The 24,452-nt window shown below is 66.6% G+C and carries 20 protein-coding genes; 12 read left to right on the top strand and 8 right to left on the bottom strand.

The genetic code is table 11. The annotated features are described in order from the left end of the window. The first annotated feature begins 160 nt into the window (after positions 1-160). Positions 161-2,044, top strand: a complete 1,884-nt coding sequence (locus IAE56_RS13555; RefSeq protein ID WP_200752878.1) for an ATP-binding cassette domain-containing protein — start codon at positions 161-163, stop codon at positions 2,042-2,044. Positions 2,045-2,197: 153 nt separating this feature from the next. On the opposite strand, the gene IAE56_RS13550 is transcribed toward IAE56_RS13555, so the two are convergent. Both IAE56_RS13550 and IAE56_RS13545 read right to left on the bottom strand, forming a co-directional pair. Further along, positions 2,198-2,659 (bottom strand): cytochrome c, encoded by a 462-nt coding sequence (locus IAE56_RS13550; protein ID WP_200752877.1) that lies wholly within the window; start codon positions 2,657-2,659, stop codon positions 2,198-2,200. Between the two features lie 9 nt (positions 2,660-2,668). After that, positions 2,669-3,058 carry a c-type cytochrome gene (locus IAE56_RS13545; RefSeq protein ID WP_200752876.1) on the bottom strand — a complete coding sequence of 130 codons (390 nt, stop codon included), beginning with the start codon at positions 3,056-3,058 and terminating at the stop codon, positions 2,669-2,671. 206 nt (positions 3,059-3,264) lie between these two features. Between IAE56_RS13545 and IAE56_RS13540 the strand changes: the two genes are divergently transcribed. From IAE56_RS13540 to IAE56_RS13530, 3 genes are read left to right on the top strand one after another with little or no spacing between them, the layout of a single operon-like run. Then, on the top strand, positions 3,265-4,425 hold the full coding sequence (locus IAE56_RS13540; protein ID WP_200752875.1) for an efflux RND transporter periplasmic adaptor subunit: 1,161 nt from the start codon (positions 3,265-3,267) through the stop codon (positions 4,423-4,425). A 56-nt stretch (positions 4,426-4,481) separates the two neighbouring features. Beyond that, positions 4,482-7,946 (top strand): efflux RND transporter permease subunit, encoded by a 3,465-nt coding sequence (locus IAE56_RS13535; RefSeq protein ID WP_234456074.1) that lies wholly within the window; start codon positions 4,482-4,484, stop codon positions 7,944-7,946. Continuing rightward, on the top strand, positions 7,943-11,026 hold the full coding sequence (locus IAE56_RS13530; protein ID WP_200752873.1) for an efflux RND transporter permease subunit: 3,084 nt from the start codon (positions 7,943-7,945) through the stop codon (positions 11,024-11,026). Before IAE56_RS13535 ends, IAE56_RS13530 begins: the two co-directional genes overlap by 4 nt. Positions 11,027-11,282: 256 nt before the next feature. On the opposite strand, the gene IAE56_RS13525 is transcribed toward IAE56_RS13530, so the two are convergent. The 6 genes from IAE56_RS13525 to ykgO form a co-directional block, all read right to left on the bottom strand. Continuing rightward, positions 11,283-12,515, bottom strand: coding sequence for a TraB/GumN family protein (locus IAE56_RS13525; RefSeq protein ID WP_200752872.1), 1,233 nt, complete (start codon positions 12,513-12,515; stop codon positions 11,283-11,285). After that, positions 12,508-13,038 carry a GNAT family N-acetyltransferase gene (locus IAE56_RS13520; protein ID WP_108768609.1) on the bottom strand — a complete coding sequence of 177 codons (531 nt, stop codon included), beginning with the start codon at positions 13,036-13,038 and terminating at the stop codon, positions 12,508-12,510. The genes IAE56_RS13525 and IAE56_RS13520 overlap by 8 nt, the downstream gene beginning before the upstream one ends. A gap of 14 nt (positions 13,039-13,052) precedes the next feature. Continuing rightward, entirely contained in the window at positions 13,053-13,940 is an 888-nt protein-coding gene (locus IAE56_RS13515; protein ID WP_108768610.1) for a carbon-nitrogen hydrolase, read from the bottom strand. Between the two features lie 164 nt (positions 13,941-14,104). Further along, a complete protein-coding gene (locus IAE56_RS13510) occupies positions 14,105-15,142 on the bottom strand; it encodes an agmatine deiminase family protein (protein WP_200752871.1) in 1,038 nt (345 codons plus the stop codon). Between the two features lie 39 nt (positions 15,143-15,181). Further along, complete coding sequence (locus tag IAE56_RS13505; RefSeq protein WP_108768612.1) at positions 15,182-15,511, bottom strand: hypothetical protein; 330 nt, start codon at positions 15,509-15,511, stop codon at positions 15,182-15,184. 149 nt (positions 15,512-15,660) lie between these two features. Continuing rightward, positions 15,661-15,786: a type B 50S ribosomal protein L36 gene (gene ykgO, locus IAE56_RS13500; protein ID WP_054656844.1), complete on the bottom strand. Its 126-nt coding sequence runs from the start codon at positions 15,784-15,786 to the stop codon at positions 15,661-15,663. A 197-nt stretch (positions 15,787-15,983) separates the two neighbouring features. Between ykgO and cmk the strand changes: the two genes are divergently transcribed. The 8 genes from cmk (at position 15,984) to galU (ending at position 24,291) form a co-directional block, all read left to right on the top strand. Beyond that, the gene (gene cmk / locus IAE56_RS13495; protein ID WP_079221613.1) at positions 15,984-16,661 is read left to right on the top strand and encodes a (d)CMP kinase; all 678 of its coding nucleotides are present in this window, start codon (positions 15,984-15,986) and stop codon (positions 16,659-16,661) included. Positions 16,662-16,874: 213 nt separating this feature from the next. Beyond that, entirely contained in the window at positions 16,875-18,560 is a 1,686-nt protein-coding gene (gene rpsA, locus IAE56_RS13490) for a 30S ribosomal protein S1 (protein ID WP_012510790.1), read from the top strand. 89 nt (positions 18,561-18,649) lie between these two features. Further along, positions 18,650-18,955, top strand: coding sequence for an integration host factor subunit beta (locus IAE56_RS13485; RefSeq protein ID WP_005409286.1), 306 nt, complete (start codon positions 18,650-18,652; stop codon positions 18,953-18,955). A 77-nt stretch (positions 18,956-19,032) separates the two neighbouring features. Continuing rightward, on the top strand, positions 19,033-19,317 hold the full coding sequence (locus IAE56_RS13480) for a LapA family protein (RefSeq protein WP_200752870.1): 285 nt from the start codon (positions 19,033-19,035) through the stop codon (positions 19,315-19,317). Between the two features lie 6 nt (positions 19,318-19,323). Then, entirely contained in the window at positions 19,324-20,502 is a 1,179-nt protein-coding gene (lapB, locus tag IAE56_RS13475) for a lipopolysaccharide assembly protein LapB (RefSeq protein ID WP_108768614.1), read from the top strand. 3 nt (positions 20,503-20,505) lie between these two features. Next, positions 20,506-21,483, top strand: a complete 978-nt coding sequence (locus IAE56_RS13470) for a glycosyltransferase family 4 protein (RefSeq protein ID WP_200752869.1) — start codon at positions 20,506-20,508, stop codon at positions 21,481-21,483. A 15-nt stretch (positions 21,484-21,498) separates the two neighbouring features. After that, complete coding sequence (locus IAE56_RS13465; RefSeq protein WP_200752868.1) at positions 21,499-23,409, top strand: nucleoside-diphosphate sugar epimerase/dehydratase; 1,911 nt, start codon at positions 21,499-21,501, stop codon at positions 23,407-23,409. Continuing rightward, positions 23,410-24,291, top strand: coding sequence for a UTP--glucose-1-phosphate uridylyltransferase GalU (gene galU, locus IAE56_RS13460; protein WP_108768617.1), 882 nt, complete (start codon positions 23,410-23,412; stop codon positions 24,289-24,291). Positions 24,292-24,452: the final 161 nt, after the last annotated feature.

Below are 24,452 nucleotides of genomic sequence, written 5' to 3'. Positions count from 1 at the left end.
CCCGCCCGCGCGTGTTTCCCCGGGGGGGGGCGCCCGCATCCACGCGTGGCGTGGATCCACCACGCGCGATCCAGTAGATCCACGCCATGCGTGGATGACGTTGACCTGGCGCTATTCGCTGCCGCCGCCCGGCGGGCCCGCCAACCCGTACAATAGCGGGATGCCTCTGATTACCCTACAGAACGTCGACTTCAGCGTCGGCGGCCCGTTGTTGCTGGAAAAGGCCGAACTGTCGATCGAGCCGGGCGAACGCATCGCCCTGATCGGCCGCAACGGCGCCGGCAAATCCACCCTGCTCAAGCTGCTGTCCGGCGACCACAAGCCCGATGACGGCGAAGTCCGCGTGCAGCAGGGCGTCCGCGTGACCCGCCTGGAGCAGGAAGTGCCGCATGGCGCTGCCGGCTCGGTGTTCGACGTCGTGGCCGATGGCCTGGGCGAACTGGGCCAGTGGCTGGCCGAATTCCACCACCTCAGCCACGCCGAGGTCTTCGACGGTGAAGCCCTGGGCAACGTCCAGGCCAAGATCGACGCCGCCAACGGCTGGGGCCTGGACCAGCGCGTCAGCGAAACCCTGACCAAGCTCGACCTGGATGGCGAGGCCGAGTTCGGCCGCCTGTCCGGCGGCATGAAGCGCCGCGTGCTGCTGGCCCGCGCGCTGGTGTCCAGCCCGGACGTGCTGCTGCTGGACGAACCGACCAACCACCTCGACATCGAAGCCATCGACTGGCTGGAAGCCTTCCTCAAGGGCTGGAGCGGCAGCGTGGTGTTCGTCACCCATGACCGCCGCTTCCTGCGCGCGCTGGCCACCCGCATCGTCGAGATCGATCGCGGCCAGGTCACCAGCTGGCCGGGCGACTGGGCCAACTACGAGCGCCGCCGCGAAGAACGCCTGAACGCACAGGCGCAGGAAAACGCCCGCTTCGACAAGCTGCTGGCGCAGGAAGAAGTCTGGATCCGCCAGGGCATCAAGGCCCGCCGTACCCGCGACGAAGGCCGCGTGCGCCGCCTGAAGGCGATGCGCAACGAGCGTTCGCAGCGCCGCGAACTCAGCGGTAACGTCAAGATGGAAGCCGCGCAGGGCGTCAGCTCCGGCAAGAAGGTCATCGACGTCAAGGACATTTCGTTCGCCTTCGGCGAGCGCACCATGGTCCGCGACTTCACCACCACCATCCTGCGTGGCGACCGCATCGGTCTGATCGGCCCCAACGGCAGCGGCAAGACCACGCTGCTGAAGCTGCTGCTGGGCGAACTGCAGCCGCAGAAGGGTGAGGTCAACGCCGGCACCAACCTGCAGATCGCCTATTTCGACCAGTACCGTGCGGTACTGCGCGAAGACTGGAGCGCGATCGAGAACGTGGCCGAAGGCCGTGATTTCCTCGAGTTCAACGGCAAGCGCAAGCACGTGCATGCCTACCTGCAGGACTTCATGTTCACCCCCGAGCGTGCGCGCGCGCCGATCACCCGCCTGTCCGGTGGTGAGCGCAACCGCCTGCTGCTGGCCAAGCTGTTCGCGCAGCCGTCCAACCTGCTGGTGATGGACGAACCGACCAACGACCTCGACGTGGAAACCCTGGAGCTGCTGGAAGAGCTGCTGGGCGACTACACCGGCACGTTGCTGCTGGTCAGCCACGATCGTGACTTCATCGACAACGTGGTGACCTCCACGCTGGTGATGGAAGGCGACGGCGTGATCGGTGAGTACGTGGGTGGCTACACCGACTGGCAGCGCTATGCCGCCAGCGTGGCAGCACCTGCTGCGGCCCCCGCTGCCAAGCCGGCTGCTGCTGCACCGGCCGCAGCTGCGGCGGCGGCCCCGGCCGCGCCCAAGCGCAAGCTGGCGTACAAGGAAGCGCGTGAGCTGGAACAGCTGCCCAAGACCATCGAAAAGCTGGAAGGCGACGTGGAAGGCCTGACCGCGGCGATGAACGACCCGTCGTTCTACACCCGCAGCAGCGCCGAAGTGACCGCGCACACCCAGCAGCTGGCCAAGGTCCAGGCCGAGCTGGATGCGGCGTACGCGCGCTGGGAAGAGCTGGAAGGCTGATCGTCGAGCCGCGCCCGCCCGGCGCGGTATTGGTTCACGACGCGATATACGGGTAGCGCAGGGCCATGCCCCGCGAGCGCGCAGCGCGGCGCTCCTGCATTCCGCCGGGCATGGCCCGGCGCTACCAAAGGGCTGCCGAGCATGCGCCCGGCGTCACTTCACCCCGTGCAGATCCCGCAGCTGGCTCGGCCGGCTGCCGAAGTACGCGGCCAGGTCGGCGATGTCCTGGTCGCTCAGGTCCTTCGCCTGCGGGGTCATCAACGCGTGCTGGCGGTCGCCGGCACGGTAGGCCTGCAGGGCATGAGCCAGGTAATCGCCATACTGCCCACCCAGCTTGGGGTAGGTCGGGTCGATCGGCGCATTGCCGTCGGCACCGTGGCAATCAAAGCAGCTCTGGTTGGTCGCTTTTCCCTTTACCTTGGCCCGGGCTTCACCGGCGGCCTCGCGGCCCGGCGGCAGGCCGGCCGAGGAGGACGAACCGTGTTCGCCACTGGCGTGGCCGGGGTCGCCGGCCGACTTCTCACTGCTTTCCACCTGCGACTGCGAGCAGGCCGCCAGCAGCAGGGCAACGGACAGGGCGATGGCGTGACGCATCGTGTGCGCGGCTTTCGACATGGGCGGGCCTTACTTGACGGTGGACAGGTAAACAGCGAGATCGGCGATCTCCTGTTCGCTGAAACTCATCGACTGCGCCTGCATCGTCGGATGCCGGCGCTTGCCCTGGCGGTATTCGGTCAGGGCCTGGGTCAGGTACTGCTGGGTCTGGCCACCGATCTTCGGTACCCGGTAGCTGGGGTACGCGTTCTTGTAACCGGTGATGCCGTGGCAGCCCTGGCAGGTATAGGCGAGCACCCGGCCATTGTCGAAGTTGCCGGCCAGAGCGGCGGCAGCGGGCGGGGTGGCCGGGGCAGAAGCCGGGGCGGGTGCTGCAGGAGCAGGAGCGGGCTGTGCGGCGGCCCCGAGGGGCAGGAGGACGGCCAGAGCGAGACAAGCGGCGAGCGGCTGCGGGCGCATGATGTCGTTATCCGGAGATTCGGGTCTGGTCGTTCCGGCGTGGGGTACGGAACGCCCCGAGTATAGCCCCAGGTTTCATCTAGCTGAAATGGGGGCGGGCCGACCAGCGGCGTGAAGGCACCATGACCTTTGGGATATGGTGTTGCCGTGAAGTGGTGCATTACTTTGCTACCACACCTGCCCACGCATCCTCCAGGGATCTGACGATGTCGCACCCAACCTTCCTGCCCGGCCGCCGCACTGGACTCTGTGCCGCTGCCCTGCTGATCTCCACCTCCCTGCTGCTGGGCGGCTGCGCAGCCGGCCCCAGCGCCGACGCCAAGGCGGCTGAAACCAAGGACGAGAAGAAGGTCGACGCCGTGCCGGTGGAAGTAGCCGTGGCCAGCCACCGCGCCGTGGCCGCCAGCTACACCGGCACCGCCGCACTGGAGCCGCGCGCCGAATCGCAGGTGGTGGCCAAGACCTCCGGCGTGGCCCTGGCCGTGCTGGTCGAGGAGGGCCAGCGGGTCACCGCCGGCCAGCCGCTGGTGCGCCTGGACCCGGACCGCGCGCGCCTGGCCGTGGCACAGAGCGAGGCGCAGATGCGCAAACTGGAAAACAACTACCAGCGCGCACAGAAGCTGGTCGGCCAGCAGATGGTCAGTGCCTCCGACGTCGACCAGCTGCGCTACGACCTGGAAAACATGCGCGCTCAGTACCGCCTGGCCACGCTCGAACTGTCCTACACCACGGTGGTGGCGCCGATCTCCGGGGTGATCGCCTCGCGGTCGATCAAGACCGGCAACTTCGTGCAGATCAACACGCCGATCTTCCGCATCGTCGACAACTCGCAGCTGGAGGCCACCCTCAACGTGCCCGAGCGCGAGCTGGCCACCCTGCGCGCCGGCCAGCCGGTCGTGCTGTCGGCCGACGCACTGCCGGGCAAGAGCTTCACCGGCACCGTAGACCGCATCGCCCCGGTGGTGGATTCGGGCAGCGGCACCTTCCGCGTGGTCAGCGCCTTCAACGGCACCGAGCATGCGCTGCAGCCGGGCATGTTCGGGCGCATCCGCATCGATTACGACCAGCGCGCCGACGCCCTGGTGGTGCCGCGCCTGGCCCTGCTGGACGACGGCGAGCCGGCCGTGTTCCGCGTGCGCGAAGGCAAGGTGGCCCGCGTGCCGGTCAAGCTGGGCTATGCCGAAGGCCCGTGGGTGGAGATCCGCGAAGGCCTGGCCGCGGGTGACCAGATCGTCACCGCCGGCAAGGTGGCCCTGCGCGACGGCACCGCCGTGCAGGTCATCGCCGATCCCAAGGCGGCCAAGGCCAAGCCGGCCACCGTGGCCGCCAAGGCCACGCCTGCAGACAAGGCCGGGAGCCAGCAATGAGCGGCCCGGGACACGACCACGGTGCCTCGCCGGCCGGCGACGGCGCCGCTGCCGGCATGCGCGGTGGCCTGGTGGAATTCGCCACCCGCCGCCGCGTCACCATCGCCATGTGCACGGTCACGCTGCTGCTGTTCGGCCTGATCGCGCTGAACAACCTCAAGGTCAACCTGCTGCCCGACCTGAGCTATCCCACGCTCACCGTGCGCACCGAATACACCGGCGCGGCACCGACCGAAATCGAAAGCCTGATCACCCAGCCGGTGGAAGAAGCCGTGGGCGTGGTCAAGAACCTGCGCAAGCTGAAGTCGGTCTCGCGCACCGGGCAGAGCGATGTCGTGCTCGAGTTCGCCTGGGGCACCAACATGGACCAGGCCAGCCTGGAGGTGCGCGACAAGATGGAAGCGCTGAACCTGCCGCTGGAGGCCAAGGCCCCGGTGCTGCTGCGCTTCAATCCGTCCACCGAGCCGATCATGCGCCTGGTGCTGTCGACCAAGGCCACCCCGGCCAGCGATGAAGACGCGATCCGCGAACTGACCGGCCTGCGCCGCTATGCCGACGAAGACCTGAAGAAGAAGCTGGAGCCAGTGACCGGCGTGGCCGCGGTGAAGGTGGGCGGTGGCCTGGAGGATGAGATCCAGGTGGACATCGACCAGCAGAAGCTGGCCCAGCTCAACCTGCCGATCGACACCGTCATCAAGCGGTTGAAGGAAGAGAACATCAACATCTCCGGCGGCCGCCTGGAGGAGGGCTCGCAGCGCTTCCTGGTGCGTACCGTCAACCAGTTCGCCGATCTGGAAGAGATCCGCAACCTGCTGGTCACCACCCAGTCGTCCAACGGCAGCGCGGCCGATTCGGCCCTGCAGCAGATGTTCAACATCGCCGCGTCCACCGGTTCGGCCGCGGCAGTCGCTGCGGCGTCGGCGGCGCAGAGTGCCTCGTCCGGTGGCGGTTCCAGCGTGGTCGCCAACGGCGTGCCGGTGCGCCTGAAGGACGTGGCCACCGTGCGCCAGGGCTACAAGGAACGCGAAGCGATCATCCGCCTGGGCGGCAAGGAATCGGTGGAGCTGGCGATCTACAAGGAAGGCGACGCCAATACCGTGGCCACCGCCGAGGCGCTGCGCAAGCGCCTGGAGCAGATCAAGGCCACCTTCCCCGGCGATGCCGAACTGACCACCATCGAGGACCAGTCGCGCTTCATCGAACACGCCATCAGTGACGTCAAGAAGGATGCGGTGATCGGTGGCCTGCTGGCCATCCTGATCATCTTCCTGTTCCTGCGCGATGGCTGGTCGACCTTCGTGATCAGCCTGTCGCTGCCGGTCTCGATCATCGCCACGTTCTTCTTCATGGGCCAGCTCGGCCTGAGCTTGAACGTGATGTCGCTGGGCGGCCTGGCGCTGGCCACCGGCCTGGTGGTGGATGACTCGATCGTGGTGCTGGAAAGCATCGCCAAGGCGCGCGAACGCGGCCTGGGCATCCTGCAGGCGGCCATCGTCGGCACCCGCGAAGTCAGCATGGCGGTGGTCGCCTCCACCCTGACCACCATCGCGGTGTTCCTGCCGCTGGTGTTCGTCGATGGCATCGCCGGCCAGCTGTTCCGCGACCAGGCGCTGACCGTGGCCATCGCCATCGCGATCTCGCTGCTGGTGTCGATGACCCTGATCCCGATGCTGAGCTCGCTGAAGGGCCGGCCGCCGCTGGCCTTCCCGGAAGAAGCCGCCGCCGAAGCTTGGCGTCCGGAAAGCCGCTGGCAGAAGCCGGTCGCGCTGGGCCGTCGTGGCTTCGTGGCTGGCGTGCGCTGGAGCTTCTTCGCCCTGGCCTGGCTGGTGGTGCGCGTGTGGCGCGGCGTGGTCGCGGTGGTCGGGCCGGTCATGCGCAAGGCCAGCGACATCGCGATGAAGCCCTACGCCGGTGCCGAACGCGGCTACCTGCGCCTGCTGCCCAACGCGTTGGCGCACCCTGGCAAAGTGCTGTCGATGGCCGCGCTGGCCTTCGTCGGCACCATGGCGCTGGTGCCGATGCTGGGTGCCGACCTGATTCCGCAGCTGGCCCAGGACCGTTTCGAAATGACGGTGAAGCTGCCGGCCGGCACCCCGCTGAAGCAGACCGACGCGCTGGTGCGCGAGCTGCAGCTGGCCCATGGCAATGGTGAAGGCGTGGCCTCGCTGTATGGCGTCAGTGGCAGCGGTACGCGGCTGGATGCCAGCCCGACCGAGAGCGGCGAGAACATCGGCAAGCTGACCGTGGTGATGGAGGGCGGCGGCAACGCCCGCACCGAGGCGGAGATCACCGAGCGCCTGCGCGACACCATGGGCCAGCACCCCGGTGCGCAGGTCGACTTCGCGCGGCCGGCACTGTTCAGTTTCTCCACGCCGCTGGAAATCGAGCTGCGCGGGCAGGACATGGCCACCCTCGAGCAGGCCGGCCAGCGCCTGGCTGCATTGCTGCGCGGCAATGTGCACTACGCCGACGTGAAGTCGACGGTGGAAGAGGGCTTCCCGGAAATCCAGATCCGCTTCGACCAGGAGCGTGCCGGTGCGCTGGGCCTGACCACCCGCCAGATCGCCGACGTGGTGGTGAAGAAGGTGCGTGGCGACGTGGCCACCCGCTACAGCTTCCGCGACCGCAAGATCGACGTGCTGGTGCGTGCGCAGGAAGGCGACCGTGCCAGCGTGGACAGCATCCGCCGGCTGATCGTGAACCCGGGCAGCAGTCGCCCGGTCACCCTGGATGCGGTGGCCGACGTGGTCGCCACCACCGGCCCCAGCGAGATCCATCGCGCCGACCAGACCCGCGTGGCCGTGGTTTCGGCCAACCTGCGCGACATCGACCTGGGCGCGGCCATGCGCGAAGTACAGCAGATGGTGGCCGAGCAGCCGCTGGGTGCGGGCGTCGGCCTGCACATCGGTGGCCAGGGCGAGGAGCTGGCACAGGCCGCCAAGTCGCTGATCTTTGCCTTCGGCCTGGCCATCTTCCTGGTCTACCTGGTGATGGCCTCGCAGTTCGAATCGCTGCTGCATCCGTTCGTCATCCTGTTCACCATTCCACTGGCCCTGGTCGGCGCGATCCTGGCACTGATGCTGACCGGCAAGCCGATCTCGGTGGTGGTGTTCATCGGCCTGATCCTGCTGGTCGGCCTGGTCACCAAGAACGCGATCATCCTGATCGACAAGGTCAACCAGCTGCGCGAGGCCGGCGTGGCCAAGCACGAGGCGCTGGTGGAAGGTGCACGCTCGCGCCTGCGGCCGATCATCATGACCACCCTGTGCACGCTGTTCGGCTTCCTGCCGCTGGCGGTGGCGATGGGCGAGGGCGCCGAAGTGCGCGCGCCGATGGCGATCACCGTCATTGGCGGCCTGCTGGTGTCGACCCTGCTCACCCTGCTGGTCATCCCGGTGGTCTACGACCTGATGGACCGCCGCGGCGATGCCTACTACCGCGAGCGTGGCCGCAAGCATGCCGGTGAAGGCCTGCACGCGGCCGAGGGTGGCCACTGCGGCGGCGCGGAGGAACCGGCATGAGCGTCGCCGAGTTCTCCATCCGCCGCCCGGTCACCACCATCATGTGTTTCGTGTCGCTGGTGGTGGTCGGCCTGATCGCTTCGTTCCGGCTGCCGCTGGAAGCGCTGCCGGACATCTCCGCGCCGTTCCTGTTCGTGCAGATCCCATACACCGGCTCGACCCCGGAAGAGGTCGAGCGGACCATCATCCGCCCGGTGGAGGAATCACTGGCGACGATGACCGGCATCAAGCGCATGCGCTCGCAGGCCACCTCGGAAGCGGCCTCGATCTTCATCGAGTTCAGCGACTGGGACCGTGACATCGCCATCGCCGCCTCCGATGCCCGCGAACGCATCGATGCGATCCGCAGCGACCTGCCCGACGACCTGCAGCGCTACAACGTGTTCAAGTGGTCCAGCAGCGACCAGCCGGTGCTGAAGGTGCGCCTGGCCAGTGCCACCGACCTGACCTCCGCCTATGACATGCTCGACCGCGAGTTCAAGCGGCGCATCGAGCGCATCCCGGGCGTGGCACGCGTGGACATCACCGGCGCACCGCCGAACGAGGTCGAGATCGCCATCGATCCCGACCGGCTCAGCGCGCACGGCCTGAGCATCAACGAACTCAGCGACCGCCTGCGCACGCTGAACTTCTCGATCTCGGCCGGGCAGATCAACGACAACGGCCAGCGCGTGCGCGTGCAGCCGGTGGGCGAGATCACCGACCTGCAGGAAATGCGCGACCTGGTGATCAACGCCAAGGGCCTGCGCCTGGGTGACATCGCCGAGGTGCGGCTGAAGCCGGCGCGGATGAACTACGGGCGTCGCCTCGACGGCAACCCGGCCATCGGCCTGGACATCTTCAAGGAACGCAGCGCCAACCTGGTGGATGTCTCGCGCGCGGCATTGGCCGAGGTCGAGGCGATCCGCGCGCAGGATTCAATGCGCGACGTGCAGATCAAGGTCATCGACAACCAGGGCAAGGCGGTCACCTCCTCGCTGCTGGAACTGGCCGAGGCCGGTGCGGTGGGCCTGATCCTGTCGGTCACCGTGCTGTTCTTCTTCCTGCGCCACTGGCCGTCCACCCTGATGGTGACGCTGGCCATCCCGATCTGCTTCACCATCACCCTGGGCTTCATGTACTTCGCCGGGGTGACGCTGAACATCCTGACCATGATGGGCCTGCTGCTGGCCGTGGGCATGCTGGTGGACAACGCCGTGGTGGTGGTGGAAAGCATCTACCAGGAACGCGAGCGCATGCCGGGGCAGCCGCGGTTGGCCTCGATCATCGGCACCCGCAGCGTGGCCATCGCACTCAGCGCCGGGACCCTGTGCCACTGCATCGTGTTCGTGCCCAACCTGTTCGGCGAGACCAACAACATCAGCATCTTCATGGCGCAGATCGCGATCACCATCTCGGTCTCGCTGCTGGCCTCGTGGCTGGTGGCGGTCAGCCTGATCCCGATGCTGTCCGCGCGCATGGCCACCCCCAAGCTGCTGCACTCGCAGACCGGTGTCATCGCCCGCCTGCAGCGCCGTTATGCGCGCCTGCTGGACTGGTCGCTCCGCCATCGCGGCTGGAGCCTGCTCGGCATCCTGCTGGTGGTGCTGGTCAGCCTGGTGCCGATGAAGCTGACCAAGGTCGACATGTTCGGCGGCGGCGGTGGCAAGGACATCTTCATCGGCTACATGTGGAAGGGCGCCTACACCTACCGGCAGATGTCCGAGGAAGTGGCCCGCGTCGAAGCCTGGGTGGAACAGAACCGCGAGCGCCTGCACGTGCAGCAGGTCTATTCCTGGTACAGCGAGCAGGAAGGCAGCTCGACCACGGTGACCATCGACGAGAAGTACGCCAAGGACATCAAGGCGCTGCAGGAAGAGATCCGCAAGGGCCTGCCGAAGTCGGCGCGTACCGATTACTTCGTCGGCAACCAGGGCGGCGATGGGGGCAACGGCAACCAGGGCGTGCAGGTGCAGCTGGTGGGTGACTCCAGCAGCATGCTGCAGGAGATCGGCCAGGAAGTGCTGCCGCTGCTGGCCCAGCGCCCCGAGCTGCGCGACGTGCGCATCGACAATGGCGAGAAGGGCGGCGAGCTGAAGGTGCACGTCGACCGCGAGCGCGCCGCTGCGTTCGGCTTCAACGCCGAGCAGGTGGCCAGCTTCGTCGGCCTGGCCCTGCGGGGTGCGCCGCTGCGCGAGTTCCGTCGCGGCGACAACGAAGTGCCGGTGTGGGTGCGCTTTGCCGGCGCCGAGCAGAGCAGCCCGGAAGACCTGGCCAGCTACAGCGTGCGTACCGGCGATGGCCGCAGCGTGCCGCTGCTCAGCCTGGTCAGCGTGGACGTGGGTTCCTCGGCCACCCAGATCGGTCGCACCAACCGCCAGACCACCCTGACCATCAAGGCCAACCTGGCCGAGAAGGTCACCGCGCCCGATGGCCGCAAGGCCATGGAAGCGGTGCTCACACCGATGAGCTTCCCGGCCGGCTATGGCTTCACCTTCGATGGCGGTGACTACGGCAACGACAACGAAGCGATGCAGCAGATGGTGTTCAACCTGCTCATCGCGCTGGTGATGATCTACGTGGTGATGGCGGCGGTGTTCGAGTCGCTGCTGTTCCCGGCGGCGATCATGAGCGGCGTGCTGTTCTCGATCTTCGGCGTGTTCTGGCTGTTCTGGATCACCGGTACCTCGTTCGGGATCATGTCCTTCATCGGCATCCTGGTGCTGATGGGCGTGGTGGTGAACAACGGCATCGTGATGATCGAGCACATCAACAACCTGCGCCGCGGCGGCATGGGCCGCACCCAGGCGCTGGTGGAAGGCTCACGCGAGCGCCTGCGCCCGATCATGATGACGATGGGCACGGCGATCCTGGCGATGGTGCCGATCTCGCTGACCAACACGCAGATGTTCGGTGATGGGCCGGAGTACGCGCCGATGGCGCGCGCGATTGCCGGCGGCCTGGCGTTCTCGACCGTGGTCAGCCTGCTGTTCCTGCCGACCATCTACGCGGTGCTGGACGACCTGCGCAGTGCGGTCACGCGCCTGATCCGGCGCGCGCGCGGGCTGGACATCGCGGAACCAGGCGCTGCCCGGGTGTAACGCGTGACAACGTGTTTGTGGTGGGGGAAGGGCCCAGTAGAGCCGAGCCATGCTCGGCTGCCGTTCGCCTACCGCTGCCGTCGTCGGGTAGAACCGGGCACTGCCCGGGTGTAACGCGCGGCAACGTGTTTGTGGTGGGGGGGAGACCGGTCGTAGTGGGGCGGTCTCCCCCGTTTTTTTGTCGCTGGGCATGGCGGTGCCAACCAAGGTTGGCAGCTACCGGTAGCGCCGGGCCATGCCCGGCGGGGCGCGGCAATCAGCCCGCGACCTGGCCCCACACCTTGCCGGCGGTCAGCCACAGGCCGAGCATGCTGCCCAGGTTGGTCAGCATGAAGGTCAGCACCACGCGGGTGACGCGGTTGCGGTACCAGCCCTTCAAGCTCTGCGCATCGTCACGCAGCTTGAGGAAATCCTCATAGGCCGGCTTGCGCAGGCGCGCTTCGACCAGCGCCGAGAACGCACCGGTCGGAATGCTCAGGCGGAACGGCTTGAACGGTGCCACCGCGATCGCGGTCAGGATGCTCAGCGGGTGGCTGCCGGCCAGCAGGCAGCCGATGCCGGCCAGGCCGCCGGTGTACATCGCCCACGTCGCCAGCAGTTCGGTGCCCACGCCCAGGCCGCCACGGTAGAAGCCCACGGCCACACCGGTGATCACGATGGCCAGGATGATCAGGGTCAACCACGGAATGTTGCGCTTCTTCGGCACCGCTTCCAGCTCCGCGCGCAGCGGCGCCGGTTCGGCGGGGTCGGTTTCCAGGTAGCGGGCCAGGCCGGCCAGATGCCCGGCGCCGACCACGGCCAGCACTTCGCGCAGCTGCGGGTCGTGTTCCTCACGCAGGCGCGTGGCCATGTAGCGGTCGCGCTCGCCGATGATGGTCTCGTACAGCGCCGGGCTTTCGCTGGCGAACTCACCAAAGCTCGATTCCAGCATGTCGCCCTGCTTGAGCTTCTCGATCTCGTTCTCGCCCACTTCCTCCGAGGAGAACAGGCCGGCGCCGAGACCGGCCACCAGCTTCAGCTTGCCGAAGAAGCCAAGACGCTGCGAGGCGCGGCGGAAGGTCAGGCCGACTTCGCGGTCGATCAGCTGCACCGGCAGTCCGCGCTCGCGCGCCAGGTCCACCGCGCGCTTCAGCTCGGCACCGGGCTCGATGCCCAGCTGTTCGGCCAGTCGGCGCTGGTAGGCCGACAGGGCCAGGTTGGCGGCAAACAAGGCAACGCGGCCCTTGCGGATCACTTCCACCAGGTCCAGCTTGGCCAGCGTGTCCGGGTCGCTCAGCGCCTGCAGGCGCTGCGGGTCCAGCTCGACTGCCACCGCATCGAAGCGGCCGCTGTCGATGGCTTTTTCCACCGCCTCGACGCTGGCGTGGGACACATGGGCGGTGCCCAGCAGGGTGTGACGCACGCCGTCGCGTTCAACGACGCGCACCGGCTGGCCGGCGAACAGATCGTCGCCGGTTTCGGGAAGGGTTTCAGTCATGGATTCATTCATTGGAAGGTGCGGTGTCGGCGCCATCGCCGAGCGCGCGCTGCATCTGCACGGTGTCCAGCCAGCGGCCGTGCTTGCGGCCCAGGCCCTTGAACACGCCCACCAGGTGGAAGCCGAAGCGTTCGTGCAGCTTGATGGAAGCGGTATTGGTCGGCTCGCCGATCACGGCCACCATCTGCCGGTAGCCGCGCGCCACGCAGGCGTCGATCAGCGCCTGCAGCAGGCCGGTGCCCACACCCTTGCCCTGGAAGGCGGCATCGACGTAGACCGAGTTCTCCACGGTCCACTGGTAGGCGACGCGGGTGCGGTAGGTGTTGGCGTAGGCGTAGCCCGCGACCTGGCCGTCGATCTCGGCGACCAGGTAGGGGAAGCCCCGGTCGAGCATGTCGCGCATGCGGCGCAGCATCTCGGCCTGGTCGGGCACGTCGTACTCGTAGGTGTTGACGAAGTCGGTCACTTCCACCGCGTAGATCGCGGTGATCGCAGCGATGTCGGCCGGGCCGGCATCACGGATGAGGACGGCCATGGCAGGTCTCCGGCTCAGTCGATGTAGCGCTTGAGCAGGTCACCGTACGCATCGATGCGACGGTCGCGCAGGAACGGCCAGATGCGGCGCACGTGCTCGCTGCGCTGCAGGTCCACGTCGCACACCAGCACGGTGGCATCGGTGCCGGCCTCGGCGATGAATTCGCCCTGCGGGCCCAGCACGTGGCTGTTGCCCCAGAACTGGATGCCCGACGCGCCCAGCGGCGAAGCTTCGTGGCCGACGCGGTTGCAGCTCAGCACCGGCAGGCCGTTGGCCACGGCGTGGCCGCGGTGGCTCAGCACCCAGGCATCGCGCTGGCGGGTCTTCTCGTCCTGCACATCGTCCGGGTCCCAGCCGATGGCGGTGGGGTAGAGCAGCAGTTCGGCACCGGCCAGCGCCATCAGGCGCGCCGCTTCCGGGTACCACTGGTCCCAGCACACCAGCACGCCAAGGCGGCCCACCGAGGTGTCGATCGGGGTGAAGCCGATGTCGCCCGGGGTGAAGTAGAACTTTTCGTAGAAGCCCGGATCATCCGGGATGTGCATCTTGCGGTACTTGCCCAGCAGGGTGCCGTCCTTCTCGAAGACCACGGCGGTGTTGTGGTACAGGCCGGCGGCGCGGCGCTCGAACAGCGAGCCGACCAGCACCACGCCATGCTTCTTCGCCAGGGCGCCCAGGCGCTCGGTGCTCGGGCCGGGGATCGGCTCGGCCAGGTCGAACTCGTCCACCGACTCGTGCTGGCAGAAGTACGGGCCGTTGTGCAGTTCCTGCAGCAGCACCAGTTTCGCGCCCTGCGCAGCCGCCTCGGCCACGCGTGCTTCGATCACCGCCAGGTTGGCGGCGGCATCACCGTGGTTGCGCTCCTGGATCAGGGCGACGGTAAGGGGGCTGCGCGAGTTCATGCGGGGCGTTCCTGCGGGGGAAAACCAGCATGTTAGCGCGGATGGACGGCGACGGCGTGTCGCGCGCTGAATGGCGTTCGCACACGGTAGCGCCGGGCCATGCCCGGCGGATTTACAGGACGCCGCTGCGCTCGCCGGGCATGGCCCGGCGCTACCGGTCCGGCTTACGCCTTCAGCAGGCCTGCCGGCAGCTGCATGGTGATGCAGTGCAGGCTGCCGTTCTGCCAGATCAGCGAGCGGCAGGGCACCTGCACGATCTCGCGGCCCGGGTGGGCCTGGGCCAGCACGTCGCGGGCCAGGTCGTCGGCCGGGTCGCCGTAGGCCGGCATCAGCACCGCGCCGTTGACGATCAGGTAATTGGCGTACGACGCAGCCAGGCGGCGGCCTTCGTCGATCACCGGCTGTGCCCACGGCAGCGGGAACAGGCGGTACGGCTGCCCATCCTTGGTGCGCAGCGCGGCCAGCTCGTTGCCCATCGCCTGCAGTTCGGCGTAGTGCGAGTCGCTCTCGTCGTCGCAGGCCTGGTAGACGATGCTGTCAGGCGAAGCGAAACGGGCCAGGGTGTCGATATGGGCGTCGGTGTCGTCGCCTTCCAGGTAACCGTGGTCCAGCCACAGCACGCGGTCCTGCTGCAGCCAGTCGGCCAGGTCGGCGGTCAGGCTGGCGCGGTCGCGGTCCGGGTGGCGCTCGTGCAGGCACTTCCAGGTGGTCAGCAGGGTGCCTTCACCGTCGGTTTCGATGCCGCCGCCTTCCAGCGCGAACGCAATGCTGCGCACCGGTGCGTTGTTGAACACGCCGGCCTGGTCGAGCGCGCCCACCAGCTGGTCGTCCAGGGTGGCGTCGAACTTGCCGCCCCAGCCGGTGAAGCGGAAGTCCAGCAGCTGGAAGCTGCCGTCGGCGCGGCGCAGGGTGATCGGGCCGGAGTCGCGCAGCCAGGTATCGTCATAGGCCGCCGTGGTGAAGCGGACCCGCTCCATGTCGATGCGGTTGGAGCGCAGCCGCATTTCGGCATAGGTCTCCACATCGTCGTCGGCCACGCAGATCAGCACCGGCTGAAAGCGGGTGATGGCGGCGACCAGCGCGATGTAGGTCTCCTCCACCTGGCCCAGGCGGTCGGCCCAGTCGGTGTCGGCGGTGGGCCAGGCAATCAGGACGCCGCTCTGGGCTTCCCATTCGGCAGGAAAACGAAGGGTCTGGTTCATGGTCTCGCTACACAGGCCCGCCAGCGGCGGGTAGGGGGTTCAGCGGATCGGCGGCTTCGGGCCGATCTCGTTCGGATCCGCCTTGTTGGCCACCACGTCGATCACCTTCTGCTTCTCGAAGTAGACGGTGAACTGCGGGTAGACCCAGCGGTTGATGGTCGGCCACTGGCGCTTCTGCCCGCCGCGCGGCTGCAGCTGCTCGCTCGGCGCGCCGAACTGCGACTGCACCTGCTGCATGCTCTGGCCGCGGACGGGCAGGGCACCGGCCGGCTTTTCAGCGGCGCGGTCGACCAGCAGGGTATCGGCCAGCGCCGGCGTGGCGGCGGCCAGGGTGGCCAGGACGGCCAGCGTGCTCAGGTAATGCTTCATCTCGATCTACTCCCCAGTGGTCAAGAAAGGCGATTACAGCAAAAAACGGCAGGAAAAAAAGCTGCACGCAACAAAAAACCGCCCGAAGGCGGTTTTTTGCATCGGGTCGGTCCCGCGTGGGACCAGCCGCGGCCCGGAGGCCGTGTGGCTTAGCGCTGACGCGCCTTGAAACGCGGGTTCGACTTGCAGATGACGAAGATCTTGCCACGACGACGGACGACCTTGCAGTCGCGGTGACGGGCCTTCGCCGACTTCAGGGAGGACAGGATTTTCATGGCATACCTCGGCGTAAACAGTAGTTGTTCGGGTGGAGCGTGGCCGCGATATGCGCAAGACAATCGGCAGTTGGCGCTCGTTCAAGCCCGCCATTCTACCGGGCTTTTTGTCGTCGTTTCAAGTGGTTGCGCGAAAGTCTCTGCGCGGGGCCTTGGGCAGGGGCTAGAATGGCCCCTTCACACGCGCTAGGACCCCCATGAATCCACTCGCTCCCGTCCTGACCATCGACGGCCCTTCGGGGGCCGGCAAGGGTACCATCAGCCGCATCGTGGCGCGCCGCCTGGGCTGGCACTACCTGGATTCAGGCGCCCTGTACCGGGCGGTGGGCGTGGCCGCGAGCTGGGCCGACATCGATACCTCCGATGCCTCGGCGCTGGTGCGCTGCACCTTCGACACCCACGTTCAGTTTGTTGAACAGGGCGAATCGATGCGGGTCATGGTCAACGGCACCGACGCTACCGACGAGCTGCGCCTGGAGACCACCGGCGCGCTGGCCTCGGCCATTGCCGCCATTCCCGAGGTCCGCGCCGCCCTGAAGGAGCGCCAGCGCGCATTCAGGGAGCTGCCGGGCCTGGTCGCCGATGGCCGCGACATGGGCACGGTGATCTTCAAGGACGCCCCCTACAAGGTCTTCCTGACCGCCAGTGCCGAGGAGCGCGCCGAGCGCCGGCATAAGCAGTTGAAAGACAAGGGGGTTTCTGTTAACTTTGATGACCTCCTGCGCGAGATCATGGCCCGCGACGCCCGTGATGCTCAGCGTACCGTGGCGCCCCTGAAGCCGGCAGACGATGCTGTCCTCATCGACACCACAGGCATCGGCATCGATGATGTCGTTGCCCGAGTGATGGATCTGCTTCCGGTTCCGGCTGCCTGATCCGTTCGCGCGGGAGTGCCACCAGCAACACCGGTGGTGGTCGCGCATAGCAGTGCTGTACCAGCTCCGTCGCGCAATGATGCGTGGCGGTTTTCCTACTACACACGACCTGCTTTTCCGGGGTCGACCAACAGGCGGGCGGTAACGGTCTTCAGTGGGGCATGTCCCCGATTAGAAAGCCAACCGACCCATGTGTCCAACAGAGTAAATCTAATGACCGAATCATTTGCCGAACTGTTTGAAGCCAGCCAGGCCAACCTGGCCAAGCTGAAGCCGGGCGCCATCGTCAGCGGTACCGTTGTTGAAGTCCGCGGCGACGTCGTGGTGATCAACGCTGGCCTGAAGTCCGAAGGCATCGTGCCGATCGAACAGTTCCGTAACGACGCTGGCGAAATCGACGTCGCCGAAGGCGACATCGTCAAGGTCGCCCTCGACTCCATCGAGAACGGCTTCGGCGAAACCGTCCTGTCGCGCGAGAAGGCCAAGCGCGCGATGGTGTGGGACGAGCTGGAAGAAGCGTTGGAAAAGAACGAAACCATCACCGGCCGCATCAGCGGCAAGGTCAAGGGTGGTTTCACCGTGGACATCAAGGATGTCCGCGCCTTCCTGCCGGGTTCCCTGGTCGATGTGCGCCCGGTGCGCGATCCGGCCTACCTGGAAGGCAAGGAACTCGAGTTCAAGCTCATCAAGCTGGACCGCAAGCGTAACAACGTCGTGGTTTCGCGCCGCGCTGTCGTCGAAAGCGAGCACTCGGAAGAGCGCGAGCAGCTGATGGACAAGCTGCAGGAAGGCGCGATCCTGAAGGGTGTCGTCAAGAACCTGACCGACTACGGCGCGTTCGTGGACCTGGGCGGTATCGACGGCCTGCTGCACATCACCGACATGGCCTGGAAGCGCGTGCGCCATCCGTCCGAAGTCGTGAACGTCGGCGACGAGCTGGACGTGCGCGTGCTGAAGTTCGACCGCGAGCGCAACCGCGTTTCGCTGGGCCTGAAGCAGCTGGGCGAAGATCCGTGGGATAACATCGCCCGTCGTTACCCGGCCAACAGCCGCGTCTTCGGCAAGGTCTCCAACGTCACCGATTACGGCGCGTTCGTTGAGATCGAGCCGGGCGTTGAAGGCCTGGTGCACGTCTCCGAGATGGATTGGACCAACAAGAACGTCAACCCGTCCAAGGTTGTGCAGGTTGGTGACGAAGTCGAAGTGATGGTGCTGGACGTCGATGAAGAGCGTCGCCGCATCTCGCTGGGCATGAAGCAGGTTGCCGCCAATCCGTGGGAAACCTTCGCTGCCACCCACAAGAAGGGTGACAAGGTGTCGGGCCAGATCAAGTCGATCACCGACTTCGGCATCTTCATCGGCCTGGACGGCGGCATCGACGGCCTGGTTCACCTGTCCGACATCAGCTGGGCGACCACTGGCGAAGACATCGTTCGCAACTTCAAGAAGGGCGATACCCTGGACGCCGTCGTCCTGGCTGTCGATCCGGAGCGCGAGCGCATCTCCCTGGGCGTGAAGCAGCTGGAGCAGGATCCGTTCGGCCAGTACATGGCTGCCAATCCGAAGGGCTCCAAGGTCGAAGGCGTGGTGAAGGAAGTCGACGCCAAGGGCGCGATCATCGAGCTGGCTGACGGCATCGAAGGTTACGTCTCGGCACGCGATATCGCCAACGAGCGCGTTGACGACGCCACCCAGCACCTGAAGGTCGGCGACAAGGTCGAAGCCAAGTTCGTTGGCATGGACCGCAAGGGCCGTACCCTGCAGCTGTCGATCAAGGCCAAGGACGACGCGGAAATGCGCGAAGTGCTGGAGGAATACCAGTCCTCCTCGGCTGCCAGCGGCACCACCCAGCTGGGCGCGCTGCTGCGTGCACAGCTGAGCGGCAACAAGTCCGAGTAATCGGCCTTACGCTGTACGTTGTTTCCTGGACGGCCCGGGCATCCTGCCCGGGCCGTTTCAGGGTGAGTGACCCCTGATGTGAGCCGGCAATGACCAAATCCGAACTGATCGAAATCCTCGCGCGCCGCCAGGCGCACCTGAAGGCCGATGATGTCGATCTGGCGGTGAAGTCGTTGCTGGAAATGATGGGCGGTTCCCTTTCTGCAGGCGATCGCATCGAAATCCGTGGCTTTGGCAGCTTCTCGCTGCACTACCGTCCGCCGCGCCTGGGCCGCAACCCCAAGACCGGCGAATCGGTCGCCCTGCCGGGCAAGCACGTTCCCCATTTCAAGCCGGGCAAGGAACTGCGTGAGCGGGTCAGCAGCGTGCTGCCGCTGGACGCCGATCCGGCCTGAGTGTCCCGTCGCGTCACCGCGTGCGAATACCGCGGCGAGTCGGATAAGCTACGACCTCCTGCCACTGGAGCTGTCGCATGAAGGTTTTTCGTCTGCTGGTCCTGCTGGCGGTGCTGCTTCTCGGGTTGATCATCGGTGCCATGAACATGGACGAGATGACCATCAACCTGCTGTTTACCCAACTCAAGACCTCGATCGGTGTGGCGATCATCGCTTCGCTGCTGATCGGCGTCATCGTCGGTGCCGGCCTGGTGCTGGTGAGCGTGGTCATTCCGCTCTACGCCCAGCTGCGCCGCGCCAACAAGTCGGTCGCCGCCCCGGTGGCGCCGGTTTCCCCCTCCCAATCTTTTGATGGACGCTGATCGAAGATGGATTTCGTCACCGAGTGGTTCTGGTTCTTCCTGTTCCTTCCCCTGGCGGCGCTGGCCGGCTGGGTCATTGGACGGCGCGGCGGGCAACGCCATGGCGACAACCAGGTCAGCCACCTGTCCAGCACCTATTTCCGTGGCCTGAACTACCTGCTCAACGAGCAGCCGGACAAGGCCATCGAGCTGTTCCTGCACATCGCCGAGCTGGACAAGGAAACCTTCGAGACCCAGGTCGCGCTGGGCCACCTGTTCCGCCGTCGCGGTGAAGTGGATCGCGCGATCCGCCTGCACCAGGGCCTGGTCAACCGCAACGACCTGAGCGACGCGCAGCGCGTGCAGGCCCTGCTGGCGCTGGGCGAGGACTACATGAAGTCCGGCCTGCTGGACCGTGCTGAAACCGTGTTCACCGAACTGGCCCAGCTGGACCAGCGCGCACCGCAGGCGCTCAAGCACCTGATCGGCATCTACCAGGCCGAGCGCGACTGGGAGAAGGCCATCGACAACGCCACCCGCTTCGAAGATGTGACCGGCGAGCCGATGGGCAAGCTGATCGGGCAGTTCGAATGCGAGCTGGCCGAGCGCTTCCGTGGCGCCGGCAAGCTGGAAGAGGCGAGGGCGGCCATTGCCCGCGCGTACCAGGCCGATGCGATGTCGGTGCGTGCCGGCATCATCGAAGGCCGCCTGGAAACCGATGCCGGCAATGCCGAGGCTGCCGTGCGCGCCTTCGAGCGCGCCGCGCGCAACGATCCCGAGTACCTGCCCGAGCTGCTGCCGGCGCTGATGGAGAACTACCGCAAGGTGGGCGACCTCGGCGGCGCGCGTGCGTTCCTGTCGGAAATGACCGAGCACTACCGCGGCATCGCCCCGGTGCTGGCATTGACCCGCCTGATGGAAGAGCAGGAAGGCGTGGCTCCGGCGCGTGCCTACCTCGGCCGCCAGCTGAAGGATCGCCCGTCCGTGCGCGGCGAATCGGCGCTGATCGACCTGACCCTGGCCGAAGGTGCGGATTCCACCGCCACCCTGCACGACCTCAAGCACATCACCGACCAGCTGCTGGTGCGCAACCCGGCCTACCGCTGCACGCGCTGCGGCTTCGGTGCGCGTACCCACCACTGGCAGTGCCCGAGCTGCAAGGAATGGGGCACGGTCAAGCCGCTGCTGAATTACGCGGTGCTCTGAGCCATGGCCTGGCGGGTGATGGCCGCGCTGCTGGGGCTGGCCCTGCTCAGCGCCGCACTGACCTGGGCGGCGCGTGGCTACGCGCTGCGCCGGCAGCTGATGGACCAGCCGGGCGAACGTCGCAGCCATAGCGTGGCGACCCCGCGCGGTGGTGGCATCGCCATCGTCATCAGCCTGCTGGTGGCCGCCGTTGCCGCCATGTGGGCGTGGCCGATGGCCATGCCCAGCCTGCTGGTTGCCAGCCTCGGCCTGGTGCTGGTGGCGGGCATCGGCTGGTGGGACGACCACCGGCCCCTGCCGGCCCTGCGCCGCCTGCTGGTCCATTTCATCGCCGCCGGCCTGCTGGCCGCGCTGGTCAAGGTGCAGGGCGGCAGCTGGCTGCTGGCCCTGCTGGTGCTGGTGTTCACCACCTCGCTGATCAACATCTGGAACTTCATGGATGGGATCAACGGCATCGCCAGCAGCCAGGCGGTCGTCGCCGCACTTGGCTTCGCCATCGTGCTGCCGTGGCCGTATTCGCTGGTGGCCATCGCGCTGGGACTGGCCTGCCTAGGGTTCCTGCCATTCAACTTCCCGAACGCGCGCATTTTCATGGGCGATGTGGGCAGTGGCGCGCTGGGCTATGCGGTCTCGGTGGTGCTGGCCGTGGCCGCGCTGCGTACGGAAATCAACTGGTTGCTGCTGCTGGTGCCCATTTCCCCGTTCCTTGTGGACGCGGGCTTCACGCTGTTGGCGCGCATCCTTTCAGGACAGCGCTGGATGGAACCCCACACCCAGCACGTTTACCAACGCGCGGTGCAGGCAGGAGCCAGCCACGCCCAGGTCACAGCGATGTACTTTGTTGTAGGCCTGTTCAGCATTACAGTGTTCTATGTTTGCACCAGATTGCAGCCGAGGTGGGAGGCTGTCGTAGCGGTCGCGTGGATTTCCGCGCTGGCCCTGCTTTGGCTCCTCCTGCGCAATGGATTGCGCCACCGATAAGGAATTACGCGAAATATGTCTTCACCCTGGCGGGACAGAATTCTTGGCCTGTTGCCTCGCACGGCCATCGTCTGCCATGACCTGTTCATGGTCTGGGCCTGTTGGCAGCTGCTGCATGCCGGTCGTTACTCCATCCTGCCTGACGCCCCGTCGCTGCCCCTGTGGAACGTCGATACGACGCTGGTGCTGGCGCTGCAGGGCATCGTGTTCTGGCGGGTCGGCCTGTACCGCGGCCTGTGGCGGTTCGCCAGCGTCAGCGACCTGCTGAACATCTTCAAGGCCAGTTTCGTCGGCCTGGTCGCCATCGTCCTGGTACTGGCCTGGAAGCGCTTCAACGGCGTGCCGCTGTCGGTGCTGGTGATCTATCCGTTCGCGCTGTCGGCCCTGCTGGGCGCGCCGCGCCTGCTGTATCGCGCGTGGAAGGACTATCAGGCGCTGCAGTCCGATTCGACCGCGCGTCGCGTGCTGATCCTGGGCGCCGGCCAGGCTGCCGAGACCCTCGTGCGCGACCTGCGCCGCTCGGGCAACTTCGAGCCGGTCGGCCTGCTGGACGACGCCCCGCACCTGCGTGGTGCCAAGCTGCAGAGCCTGCCGATCCTGGGCACCCTTGACGATGCCCCTGCCGTGGCCCGCGAAACCGCGGCCAAGCTGCTGGTCATCGCCATCCCGTCGCTGGATTCTGTGGGCATGCAGCGCGTGGTGGCCATCTGCGAGAGCACAGGCATCCCGTTCCGCACCGTGCCCAAGCTCAGCGACATCCTGCAGGGCCAGTCGCTGCCGGGCCAGCTGAAGGAAGTCGCCATCGAGGACCTGCTCGGCCGCAAGCCGATCATGCCGGACTGGAACCTGATCCGCGGTTGGCTCGGCGGGCGCACGGTGATGGTCACCGGTGCAGGCGGCTCGATCGGTTCGGAGCTGTGCCGCCAGTGCGCTCGCCACGGTGCTGGGCGCATCGTCATGCTGGAAATGAGCGAGCTGCTGCTGCTGACCATCGAGGCCGAGCTGCGCCGCAGCTTCCCCGACGTGCAGATCGAAGCCGTGCTCGGTGACGTCGGTGACCCGGCGGTGATGCGCCACGCGCTGTCGCTGCACCCGGTCGATACCGCCTTCCACGCGGCCGCGTACAAGCACGTGCCGGTGCTGGAGCGCCAGCTGCGCGAAGCGGTGCGCAACAACATCCTCGCCACCGAGAACGTGGCGCGTGCGTGCATGGAAGCGCGCGTCGAGCATTTCGTGTTCATCTCCACCGACAAGGCGGTCGACCCGGTCAATGCGCTGGGCGCCAGCAAGCGCTACGCCGAGATGATCTGCCAGAGCCTCGACCAGAAGTCCACGCACACCCGTTTCGTGACCGTGCGCTTCGGCAACGTGCTCGACTCGGCCGGCAGCGTGGTGCCGCTGTTCCGCGAGCAGATCCTGCGCGGCGGCCCGATCACGGTGACCGACCCGGAAGTGACCCGTTACTTCATGACGATCCCCGAAGCCTGCCAGCTGATCCTGCAGGCGGCGGCATCGGCGTCGCACGGTGCCATCTACACCCTGGACATGGGTGAGCCGGTGCCGATCCGCGTTCTCGCCGAACAGATGATCCGCCTGGCCGGCAAGCAGCCGTACAAGGACATTCCGATCATCTATACCGGGCTGCGCCCGGGCGAGAAGCTGCACGAGACCCTGTTCTATTCGGACGAGGATTACCGGCCGACCTCTCACCCCAAGGTGCTGGAAGCCGGCGTGCGCACGTTCTCCCGCGATGTCGTGCTGGGCAACGTGCCGAGACTGCGTGACGCTATCGCCGAGTACGACACGGATACGATCCGGGAAGTGCTGTTCGCGACCATGCCGGAGTTCTCTCCGATTGAACAGGACGCATACATCTCTTCCGCTAAAGTGGTCCCCTTTCCAGCACGTGAAGCCAACAGGCATTAAATGAGCAAGCGAATTCGTAAGGCTGTTTTTCCAGTGGCAGGGCTCGGGACGCGCTTTTTGCCGGCAACCAAGACGGTTCCGAAGGAAATGCTGCCGATCATCGATCGTCCGCTTATCCAATATGCCGTTGATGAGGCCATCGAGGCAGGGTGTGACACCCTGATCTTCATCACCAACCGCTACAAGCACGCCGTTGCCGATTACTTCGACAAGGCCTACGAGCTGGAGCAGAAGCTGGAGCGTGCGGGCAAGCACGAGCAGCTGGAGATGATCCGCCACGTGCTGCCCGAGGGTGTGCGCGCGGTCTTCGTGACCCAGGCCGAAGCGCTGGGCCTGGGCCATGCGGTGCTGTGTGCGAAGGCGGTGATCGGTGACGAGCCGTTCGCCGTGCTGCTCCCCGACGACCTGATCTGGAACCGCGGCGACGGCGCGCTGAAGCAGATGGCCGACCTCAACGAGGCCAGCGGTGCCAGCGTGATCGCGGTGGAAGACGTGCCGCACGAGAACACCGCGAGCTACGGCATCGTGGCGACCGAGGCGTTCGACGGCCGCAAGGGCCGCATCTCGCAGATCGTGGAGAAGCCGAAGCCGGAGGACGCGCCGAGCGACCTGGCGGTGGTTGGCCGTTACGTGCTGAGCCCGAAGATCTTCGAGCTGCTGGAATCCACCGGCACCGGTGCCGGCGGCGAGATCCAGCTGACCGATGCGATCGCTTCGCTGCTGGCGACCGAGGAAGTGGATGCTTACCGCTTCGAGGGCACCCGTTTCGACTGCGGCACCCATCTGGGCCTGGTTGAAGCGACGATCCGTTTCGCGCTGGAGAACAAGAAGCTGGCGAAGCCGGCGCGCGCGAAGCTGACGGAGATGTTGGCGGAAGAGTGAGTTCTTCGGTTTTCGAGCGCTCCGTGCAGTGCCTCCCTGTATAGCCTGGGAGGCGGGGGCGGGCCGCTGCAGGACACGCCGTGAACCCATCCATGGGGGCTCGTAGGCGCCTTGCTCGTGTGCGCTGTCCTGCGCACACGGCAAGACCGGGGTTGGGCGTC

It is taken from the genome of Stenotrophomonas sp. S41 (assembly GCF_016624625.1).
Classification (GTDB): domain Bacteria; phylum Pseudomonadota; class Gammaproteobacteria; order Xanthomonadales; family Xanthomonadaceae; genus Stenotrophomonas.
The sequence above is the reverse complement of the archived record's forward strand: the minus strand, read 5'-3'. Positions and strand labels throughout refer to the sequence as shown.